Raw genomic sequence first — 9,927 nt, 5'->3', positions numbered from 1 at the left:
CGGCCGCCAGCCCCTCGAATATTCGGGCGAACACCCCCATCTCGCTCCAACGCTTCCAGCGGTTGTAGAGCGTCTTGGCTGGACCGTATTCCTTCGGTGCATCGCTCCAACGTAACCCATTGCGGTTGACGAAGATTATCCCGCTCAGAACACGACGATCATCGACCCGTGGGCGGCCATGGCTCTTCGGAAAAAACGGCTCGAGCCGCGCCATCTGCTCGTCGCTCAGCCAGAAAAGATTGCTCACCACACCCTCCTATAGTTGGAGAGCGTGAATCACGCCGCCAGTGGCACCGCAAGCCGATTAATGGGTCCTGAGCCTAGCACATCTGAGCCGTCGCGAATTTTCTGGCGAACCGGCAACCAGGCTTTGGCCCGCCGGAGGAGGTCTGTCTGCTGACAGGACCATCCTGGTTACCAGTTTTCGATCGCCTCCGCGTTGTCGGAAAACTCTTTCTCGATCCGCCCCATCGCCACAGCGGCTGCCCTTTCGAGCAACCGTTTTCTTTCAGCGCAAACACCTGTGCGAACCACAAGACGCCCGTCACCGGGTGATCACGCGGCAGCGCAATTTGGATCAAGAAGGTACGGCTCACTCCAATACTATAATTTTCCGCACCCACATGTTAACATGCGCGCAATAATGTTTCCGTTTCCAGCAATCAGGTCGCAACATGATTTCAAAGAGCGATATCTTGTCCGGGATGCAGTTTTCCCTGCTGAACGAGATGAACCCGATCAATACCACCGACGCCTCCCCTGCGGTGATTACCTATCAATACGCCGGCACCAGCCGTCCGTCGGATCTGCCCACCGGCTCGGTCTATGAAGGCTGGACCAGCTTCACCGCCGCCGATCAGATCGCCTTCGAGGCCGCCCTGGCCCATATCGAGACCTTCCTGAATGTCGACTTCGTCGAGGTCAGCGGCCAGGACGACCCCGATCTGAACGTCGGCCAGGTTACCCTGCCCGGCAGCACCGCCGGCTATGGCGGCTACAGCGCCACATACGACTCCGCGACGAAACAGATCACCAGCTATGACAGCTATGTGGTCTATGACAACACGCTGGACCTGAGCGACACCCCCAACCTGCTGCTGCACGAACTGGGCCATGCGCTGGGACTGAAACACCCGTTTTCCGCCCCCGCACTGCCCGACACCTATGAATCCAACAAGTTCACCGTGATGTCCTATACCGACAATCCGGACAACGGCCTGCGCAGCGACGCGATGATGCTGTTCGACGTCTTCGCCACCCAGGCCATCTGGGGCGCTGCGGAATATAATGCAGGCAACACCAGCTATACCGGCCCGCGCACGGAAACCGTGGATCTGATCTGGGATACAGGCGGGCGCGACACGCTTGATGCCGGCGGCCATGGCCCTGCCGTCAAGCTCAACCTGAAACCGGGCAGTTTTTCCAGCTTCGACACCACCGACGACATGGTGATCGCCTTCGACACCCGGATCGAGAATGCCACCGGCGGGGGCGGCAATGATGTGCTCATCGGCAATGCAGCACGCAATCTTCTCAAGGGCGTCGACGGCAGCGACGTGCTGCGCGGCAATGGCGGCAACGATCTGCTGCGCGGCGGCACGGGGGGCGACACCCTGAAGGGCGGCACCGGAAACGACAGGCTGAAGGGGGAGGCCGGAAACGACAAGCTGCTCGGGCAAGGCGGCGATGATATCCTGAACGGCGGCTCCGGTCACGACACGCTGAAAAGCGGCCTTGGCCGCGATACGCTGGACGGAGGCAAGGGCGATGACCTGCTGCTGGGCGGTGGGGGCAGGGATCACTTCGTGTTTACCCTGGGCAGCGGACGCGACCGGATCGGTGATTTCAGCGATGATCGCGACAGCCTCAACCTCAATGGTTTCGGCGATCTCGCCACCGTGCTCGACCATGCCAGCCAGGTCGGCGATGATGTGGTGTTCGATTTCAGTGGCGGCGATGTTCTGACTGTCCTAGACATGACAGTGGATGCGCTCAGCAACGATATCTTGATCGGCTGACGCAGGCGAGGAACAATTGAAACGGCACTCCATGGCGCATTTGCAGGAGCCCGCCGGGCCCGGCAGCCCCATGGCGCGGCCCCGCACTCCCCCCCATATCGGAACGCTGATCCTGCTGTCGGGCTTGTCGGCTCTGGCGATGAACATCTTCCTTCCCAGCTTGCCGGGGATGACCGCCTATTTCGAAACCGATTACCGGCTGATGCAGCTTTCGGTTGCGCTCTATCTCGGGATCAATGCGGTGGTGCAGATCCTGATCGGCCCGATCGCCGACAATATGGGACGCCGGCCGGTGATCCTCTGGGGATTGGTGCTGTTCCTGATCGCCACCATCGGTTGCCTTCTTGCCCCCACGGCCGAGATCTTCCTGCTGTTCCGCATGGGCCAGGCGGTGGTCGTCGTCGGCATGGTGCTGGGTCGCGCGGCGGTGCGCGACATCTATCCCGCCGATCAGGCCGCCAGCATGATCGGCTATGTCACCATGGGCATGGCCGTGGTGCCGATGCTGGGCCCGATCGTCGGCGGCTTTCTGGACGGGCTGTTCGGCTGGACCGCGAATTTCTGGCTGCTCGCAGTGCTTGGCCTGGCCACGCTGATATTGACCTATGTGGATTTCGGCGAGACCTCGCATAAAAGCGGCAAGACCTTGATCGCCCAGTTCCGCGAATACCCTGAGTTACTGCGCTCCCCCCGGTTCTGGGGGTTCACCCTTGCGGCGGCATTTTCGGCCGGCTGTTTCTACGCCTTTCTCGGCGGCGCACCCTTCGTCGGAACCGAGGTCTACGGGCTGGAGCCCTCGACCCTGGGCATCTATTTCGGCGCGCCGGCGGTGGGCTATTTCTTGGGGAATTACCTGTCTGGACGCTACTCCGTGCGCGTCGGGCTGAACACCATGGTGCTGTTGGGCAGCCTGGTCTGCGCCGCCGGGATCGGCATATCGCTGGCCGTGATGTCGAGCGGCGCCGGCTCGGCGGAAAGCTTTTTCGGCTTCATGACCCTGGTGGGACTGGGCAACGGCATGGTGCTGCCCAACGCCACCGCCGGGGCGCTGTCGGTGCGCCCGCATCTGGCCGCCACCGCCTCGGGCCTGAACGGCGCCACCATGTTGGCCGGCGGTGCCGGGCTGAGCGCACTCGCCGGGGCGCTACTGACCCCGGAAACCGGGGCCAGCCCCCTGCTGGTGATCATGTTCATCTGTGCCATTCTCAGCACCGTCGCTATTGTTCTGGTAATCCTGCGGGAACGACAGCTCCGACTGTGACACCCCTTCCCAGCCCCCTCCCGGATGTCGGCTCGGACTTGCATCCGGCGCTTTGCAAATCTATCCAGTACAGAAAGCAAAGCCGCAAATAACCGCCCACGGACCCCCCATGGCCACGCAAAAGCTCTATGCCGGCGCCAAGCTGCGCGAGATGCGCACACGGCTCGGCCTGACGCAGAAGGATTTCGCCAGCAAGCTCGGCGTGTCCCTGCCCTATCTGAACCAGATGGAGAACAACAATCGCCCGGTCAGCACCACGGTGGTACTGGCGCTGGCGCAGGAGTTCGGCCTGGATGTCACCGAACTCTCCACCGGGGACAGCGAGCGACTGGTCAGCGACATGCGCGAAGTTCTGGCAGATCCGGTCTTCGCCGATGTCGCCCCGCCGCTGGCCGATCTGCGACTGACCGCCTCGAACGCGCCGGCGCTGGCCCGGGCCTTTCTGGCGCTGCACCGCAGTTACCGCCAGACGCATGAACGACTGGCCTCGCTGGACGAGGCGCTGGGGCGGGAAGATGCGCAAATCGAGGCCAGCCCCTGGGAAGAGGTGCGCGATTTCTTCCACTATTGCGATAACTACATCGACGCGGTGGATCGCGCGGCCGAGAATTTCGCCCAGCAGAGCTGCGGTCCCGGCCACATGCGCGAAACCGCGATGGCGGCGCTCGAAGGACTCGGCGTGCGCATCGAACTGGTGGATATCGCACCGATGCGCGATTACGATATCGAAACCCGCATGTTGCGCCTGTCGACCCGGGCGACGCCGCAGACCCAAGCCTTTCAGATGTTGTTGCAACTGGCGCTGCTGCAGCAGGACAAGCTGCTGGAGGCGACGCTGGATTTCGCCCGCTTCCGCAGCGACGAGGCCCGCGCCATCGCCAAGATCGGGCTGGCCAACTATTTCGCCGGCGCGGCACTGATGCCTTACAGCACCTTTCTGGAGGCCGCCCAGGAGACCCGCCACGATCTGGAACTTCTGGGCGCCCGCTTCGACGCCTCGATCGAACAGGTGGCGCACCGGCTGTCGACCCTGCAGCGCCCCGGCGCCAAGGGCATTCCCTTCTTCTTCGCCCGGGTCGACCAGGCCGGCACCATCACCAAGCGCCACAGCGCCACGCGGCTGCAATTCGCCCGCTTCGGCGGCGCCTGCCCCCTGTGGAACGTGCACCGGGCCTTCGAGACACCGGGCCGCTTCCTGCTGCAACTGGCCGAAACCCCGGACGGGGTGCGCTATATCAATCTCGCGCGCGATGTATCGAAACCCGGCGGCAGCTTCGGCGCGCCGGTGCGTCGCTATGCCATCGCGCTGGGGTGCGAGGTGCGCCACGCCGACGCGCTGGTCTATGCCGACACGCTGGACGTGAACAATGCCAACGCTTTCGAACCGATCGGGATTTCCTGCCGGATCTGCGAACGCAAGACCTGCCACCAGCGTTCGGTGCCACCGCTGGAACGTCGGCTCAATATCGACGCCAACCGCCGCGGCGTCCTCCCCTACGAGGTGAAATAGCCGCGGCTGAAACGCAAAACGCGCGACCAAGCGGCCGCGCGTTTCATGATCTTTCAACCTGTCGACCGATCAGGCCGAAATCAGGCCCCAGATCTCATCTTTCAGGGCAGCGCGCTGTTTGCGCAGATCGACTTCGGTCAGCTCCTCCACCGGCTCGACATTGGTCTCGGCCCGGTGCACGGCACGGTTCACCTCGTGATATTCATCGACCAGCTTGGCGAAATGCGGATCGCTTTTCTTCAGCTCGGCGATCTTTTCGACCTGCTCGGGGAATTCCTCATTCAGCTCGTGCGGGGTATGCGTCATCTGTTCGCTCCTTCCAACATTTGGTGTCGCTATACCCTATGGAGCGCGCAAGTCCACCACATTGACGCCGATCAAACCCGGCGCGCCTCAGTCGCCGCGCGGGAACCTCTGGCTGTCTTCCAAAACGTTCAGATCCATATGATTGCGCATGTAGCGTTCCGAGGCCTTCTGCAGCGGCTGGTAATCCCAGGGGTAGTAGCCGCCCTGCCGCAGCGCCTCATAAACCACCCAGCGGCGCGCCTGGCTGGCGCGAACCTCCGCATCGAACCGATCCAACTGCCAATGCGCGCCGGCCATCTCGCGAAACCGCTCCAATGTATCGGCATGGGCCGGGTCGGCGGCGAGGTTGGTCAGCTCATGCGGGTCGGCCTCAAGATCGAACAGCTGTTCGGGATCGAGCAGACAGCGGGTATATTTCCATTGCCCCTGCCGCAAACAGACCAAGGGCGATTCAGAGGCCTCGGCGGCATATTCCAGCGCAACAGGCGTGTCCCGGCGCGCGCCCCGCGCCAGCGGGCAGAGATCCTCGCCATCGGTCCAGGGCGCGATCTCGCCCAGATCGACACCGGCCAGCGCGCCCAATGTCGGCACCACATCCAGGGTCGAAACCGGCGTCTCCACCCGCCCGACCGGCAACCCGGGCGCAGAGATCATCAGTGGCACCCGAGCCGAGCCTTCGAAGAAATTCATCTTGAACCACAACCCGCGCTCGCCCAGCATGTCGCCGTGATCCGACAGAAAGACCACGATCGCCTCTTGCTGGGTCTCCTCAAGCACCTGCAAAATCTCGCCGATCTTGTCGTCGAGATAGGAGATATTGGCGAAATAGGCCCGGCGGGAGCGTTCGATGTCACGCGGGGTGATATCGAAATTGCGCCAGTCGTTGGCATCGAAGATCCGCTTCGAATGCGCATCCTGATCCTCGTAGGGGATCGCCGGGATATCAGGCTGCAAATGATCGCAATCGGCGTAGAGGTCCCAGTATTTCCGTCGCGCCACATAAGGATCATGCGGGTGGGTGAAGCTGACGGTCAGGCACCAGGGCCGACCATCCCTGCCCCGCGCCAGATCATAGAGCTTGGCCCTGGCGTGATAGGCGACTTCGTCATCGTATTCGAGCTGATTGGAGATCTCGGCCACACCTGCCCCGGTGACCGATCCCATGTTGTGATACCACCAGTCGATCCGCTCGCCCGGCTTGCGGTAATCGGGCGTCCAGCCGAAATCGGCGGGATAGATATCGGTGGTCAGCCGGTCCTCGAACCCATGTAGCTGATCGGGGCCGACGAAATGCATCTTGCCCGAGAGACAGGTGTAATAGCCCGCCCGCCGCAGATGGTGGGCATAGGTGGGGATGTCGCTGCGGAACTCTGCTGCGTTGTCATAGACGCCAGTGCGCGACGGCAATTGCCCGGACATGAAGCTGGCGCGCCCCGGTGCACAAAGTGGCGAGGCGGTATAGGCATTGGCGAAACGGCTGGAGCGGCTGGCCAGTTTCTTCAGGTTCGGCACATGCAACCAATCGACCGGCCCGTCGGGAAACAACGTGCCATTAAGCTGATCGACCATCACGATCAGGATGTTGGGCTGGCTCATGCCTGCGGCCTCGCACAGAGGTTATTCAACACCGAAAGGGCCTGTTGCTCGGCCTGGGCCGGGCTGAGACCGGGATCGAGCGCGGCACGGATATAGAGCCCGTCGATCAACGCCCCCAACGTGTCCGCCGCCACCTCCGGCGCAGAACAGACCGGACGCAGGGCATGAATCAGGTTCGACCGCAGCCTCAGATGATAGATCTGCCACAGCCTCAGCGCCTCGGCATTGCTCTGGGCCAAGACATAGAAACACATCCAGGCCCCCACCGCCTCGGCGGTGAAGCTCGACCCCGAGAAACAGGCCCGCACGATCGCCTCGGCCCGAAGCCGCGGGCGGGAGGCACGCAATTCATGCCGTACATCGGCGCCGAAATCCGCGAGGATGCGCCGCATGGCGGCCAGAAAGATCTGATCTTTGCCACCGAAATAGTGATGCGCCAATGCGCTCGAAACGCCGGCGCGGCGCGCGATCTGGCTGACGGTCACATCCAGCGTACCGGCGGCTCCCAGTTCGGCGATGGTGGCGCGCACCAACGCCTCGCGGCGAATCGGTTCCATTCCCAGCTTTGGCATGGGCTCACCCTTTCTGACTTGGCCGAACGACGCTAAGACTTGCCGACTGACCCGTCAATCAAGAAGGCCCTCACCATTCGCCACGTGCTCAGATCTTGGTGGCCGGGGTCGGCGGCGTGACGCTGCGCCGCCCCATCAAAGTTTCGCGCCAGGTGATAAAACTGATCGCCGCCAAGATCATGCCGGCACCGGCCAGCACCCAGACATCGACATTTTCGCCAAACAGCAGATACCCCATCAGCGTCGCCCAGACCAATTGCAGGAAGGTTACTGGCTGGGTCACGGTCAACGGCGCCGCCCGCATCGCCATGGTCATCATCAGATGCCCGGCGGTGGCAAAACAGGCCACCGCGAAAAGCATCGCCAGTTCGTAAGGCGTCGGCCGGACCCAGACCGCGATGGCAAAGGGCGCCAGGCCGATGGTAACCCAGACCGACAGCATCGAGACCACCACTACCGGACTCACCCTGTCGGCCAGCACCTTGGCCACCAGGTAAGAGCCGCTGAACACCGTCGCCGCCACCAGCATTGCCAGATGCCCCGGTTCGATCTCGCGAAAGCCGGGGCGCAGAATGACCACGGTCCCGATCAGCGCCACGCCGATCGCCACGATCCTGCGGATCGCCAGATGTTCGCCCAGAAACAGCGCCGCGCCGATGGTCACGAAGATCGGCGACAGGTAGTTCAGCGCCGTCAGCTCGGCTAGGGGAATCCGCGTCATCGCGAAGAACCAGAGCATCACGCCCCCCGCATGCAGCATCCCCCGCAGCGCAAAAAGTCCGGCGAGCCGCCCGGTGAAACGGGTGGCCAGGATCGGACGCAGCATCGGCAGCACGAAGATCAGCCCCATCGCGTAGCGCAAAAAGGCAGCCTGAGGCGCCGGAATCCGGTGTCCCAGAGATTTGACCAGAGCCGTCATCACCACAAAGGTCACACCGGCGGCCAGCATCCAGAGAACACCGGCCAGCGGGCGCGCGAGCAAGGAAGCGACGTTAGGCTGTGTCATACCAGCGGTTGAACACGCAATTGCCGCACCACACAAGACTTCACATGACAATTAGTCGCAGGGCAACGCCCCACATCACCAGCCCCAGCCCGGCATCGAGTACACGCCAGGCGCCAGGGCGTGCCAGCCAGGGCGCGATCAGCCTGGCCCCGAATCCGAGGCTGAAGAAGAAGGCAAAGCTCGCCGCTGCCGCCCCCAGAGCGAACCCCAGCCGATCGTCGTATTGCGCCGAGACCGAACCGATCAGCACCACGGTATCGAGATAGACGTGCGGATTGAGCCAGGTCAGCGCTAGGCAGGTCAGCAGCACACTGCCCCGCCCGCGCGCGCCCTGCCCTGCCACCTGCATCGCCACCCCGCCGCGCACGGCCGCCAGCAGGTTGCGCCCACCATAGGCGATCAGGAAGGCCGCGCCGCCATAGCGCATCGCCGGTTCGAACCAGGGCGCCAGCGTGGCCAGACGGCCCATCCCCGAGACGCCCGCTGCGATCAGCACCGCATCCGACAGCGCGCAGGTCAGCACCACCGCCAGAACATGGTCGCGCCGCAGCCCTTGGCGCAGGACAAAGGCGTTCTGCGCCCCGATGGCAACGATCAGGCTGAGCCCCAGGGCGAAGCCGGGCAGGATGGCGGATGGCATGGCGGTCTCTCCTTCAGTCCGGATTTGACTAAGGGCCGCATCGAATTTACTCCAGTTAAAGATACTTACCCTAAATTAGGAATTCTAATGCGGTTCGATCCCGCCCAACTCGCTGCTCTCGCCGCCGTGCTACGGCAAGGCAGCTTTGACGCTGCTGCCGCCGATCTGGGCGTCACCCCGTCGGCCGTCTCGCAGCGGATCAAGGCGCTGGAGGACCGGGTGGGGGCGGCCCTGGTCCATCGCGCCAGCCCCTGCACAGCCACGCCGATGGGCGCGCGGATCGCCAAACATGCCGAGGATGTCGGGCTGCTGGAGGCGCAGCTGTCCCGCGATCTGGCGCTCGATCCCGGGCCCGGGCCGGCGCGGCTGAAGCTCGCCGTCAACGCCGACAGCCTCGCCACCTGGTTCGTGCCGGCGATGGCGGCGGTTTCCGATCTGCTGTTCGATCTGGTGATCGACGATCAGGACCACAGCGCCGATTGGCTGAAACGCGGCGCGGTCAGCGCGGCGGTCTCGGCACATGATCAGCCGGTGACGGGCTGCGACGCCTATCCCCTGGGATCGCTGCGCTATCTCGCCACCGCCAGCCCCTCCTTCATGGCCCGCTGGTTCCCGGACGGTGTCACGGCCGAGGCACTGGCGAGAGCGCCCTGCATGATCTTCAATGCCAAGGACCGGCTGCAACGCCAGTGGATCGAAACCGTCACCCACCGCCGCCTCAGCCCTCCGGCGCATTCCCTGCCTTCGACCACCGCCTTCACCGATGCGGCGCTGGCCGGCCTCGGCTGGGGCATGAACCCGGCACATCTGGTGGCAGAGCATCTGCGCCAGGGTCGCCTGGTGCCGGTCTTGCCCGACCGACCGCTCGATGTGGGATTAAGCTGGCAGGTCAGCCGGGTGATGGCCCCGGCGCTGCGCCCGCTGACCCGCGCGGTGCGCACTGCCGCCAGCGCGGCGCTGATCCCACCGGAAAAGAACAAGGCAGGGCAGACATGATGTCGAAAGACAGGCGCAGCGA

The 9,927-nt window shown here is 63.7% G+C and carries 10 protein-coding genes; 4 read left to right on the top strand and 6 right to left on the bottom strand.

Annotation, left to right across the window (positions count from 1 at the left end; all coding sequences use genetic code 11):
• On the bottom strand, positions 1–247 hold a 247-nt coding region (locus tag G455_RS0110320), incomplete at its 3' end, for a transposase (RefSeq protein WP_028093634.1).
• 457 nt (positions 248–704) lie between these two features.
• Between G455_RS0110320 and G455_RS0110310 the strand changes: the two genes are divergently transcribed.
• The 3 genes from G455_RS0110310 (at position 705) to G455_RS0110300 (ending at position 4,789) form a co-directional block, all read left to right on the top strand.
• A complete protein-coding gene (locus tag G455_RS0110310) occupies positions 705–2,018 on the top strand; it encodes a M10 family metallopeptidase C-terminal domain-containing protein (RefSeq protein ID WP_229861771.1) in 1,314 nt (437 codons plus the stop codon).
• A gap of 70 nt (positions 2,019–2,088) precedes the next feature.
• Positions 2,089–3,279: a multidrug effflux MFS transporter gene (locus G455_RS0110305; RefSeq protein WP_028093632.1), complete on the top strand. Its 1,191-nt coding sequence runs from the start codon at positions 2,089–2,091 to the stop codon at positions 3,277–3,279.
• 109 nt (positions 3,280–3,388) lie between these two features.
• Positions 3,389–4,789: a helix-turn-helix domain-containing protein gene (locus tag G455_RS0110300; RefSeq protein ID WP_028093631.1), complete on the top strand. Its 1,401-nt coding sequence runs from the start codon at positions 3,389–3,391 to the stop codon at positions 4,787–4,789.
• 69 nt (positions 4,790–4,858) lie between these two features.
• On the opposite strand, the gene G455_RS0110295 is transcribed toward G455_RS0110300, so the two are convergent.
• From G455_RS0110295 to G455_RS0110275, 5 genes are all read right to left on the bottom strand, one after another.
• Positions 4,859–5,095, bottom strand: coding sequence for a YdcH family protein (locus G455_RS0110295; protein ID WP_028093630.1), 237 nt, complete (start codon positions 5,093–5,095; stop codon positions 4,859–4,861).
• An 87-nt stretch (positions 5,096–5,182) separates the two neighbouring features.
• Entirely contained in the window at positions 5,183–6,691 is a 1,509-nt protein-coding gene (gene betC / locus G455_RS0110290; protein WP_028093629.1) for a choline-sulfatase, read from the bottom strand.
• Positions 6,688–7,263 carry a choline-binding transcriptional repressor BetI gene (gene betI / locus G455_RS0110285; RefSeq protein WP_028093628.1) on the bottom strand — a complete coding sequence of 192 codons (576 nt, stop codon included), beginning with the start codon at positions 7,261–7,263 and terminating at the stop codon, positions 6,688–6,690. Before betI ends, betC begins: the two co-directional genes overlap by 4 nt.
• Positions 7,264–7,351: 88 nt before the next feature.
• The gene (locus tag G455_RS0110280; RefSeq protein ID WP_028093627.1) at positions 7,352–8,269 is read right to left on the bottom strand and encodes a DMT family transporter; all 918 of its coding nucleotides are present in this window, start codon (positions 8,267–8,269) and stop codon (positions 7,352–7,354) included.
• A 40-nt stretch (positions 8,270–8,309) separates the two neighbouring features.
• The gene (locus G455_RS0110275) at positions 8,310–8,909 is read right to left on the bottom strand and encodes a LysE/ArgO family amino acid transporter (RefSeq protein ID WP_028093626.1); all 600 of its coding nucleotides are present in this window, start codon (positions 8,907–8,909) and stop codon (positions 8,310–8,312) included.
• 87 nt (positions 8,910–8,996) lie between these two features.
• Between G455_RS0110275 and G455_RS0110270 the strand changes: the two genes are divergently transcribed.
• Positions 8,997–9,905 (top strand): LysR family transcriptional regulator ArgP, encoded by a 909-nt coding sequence (locus G455_RS0110270; RefSeq protein WP_028093625.1) that lies wholly within the window; start codon positions 8,997–8,999, stop codon positions 9,903–9,905.
• Positions 9,906–9,927: the final 22 nt, after the last annotated feature.

It is taken from the genome of Pseudodonghicola xiamenensis DSM 18339, from assembly GCF_000429365.1.
GTDB classification, from domain to species: Bacteria; Pseudomonadota; Alphaproteobacteria; order Rhodobacterales; family Rhodobacteraceae; genus Pseudodonghicola; species Pseudodonghicola xiamenensis.
This window is presented reverse-complemented; position numbering and strand designations above follow the sequence as displayed.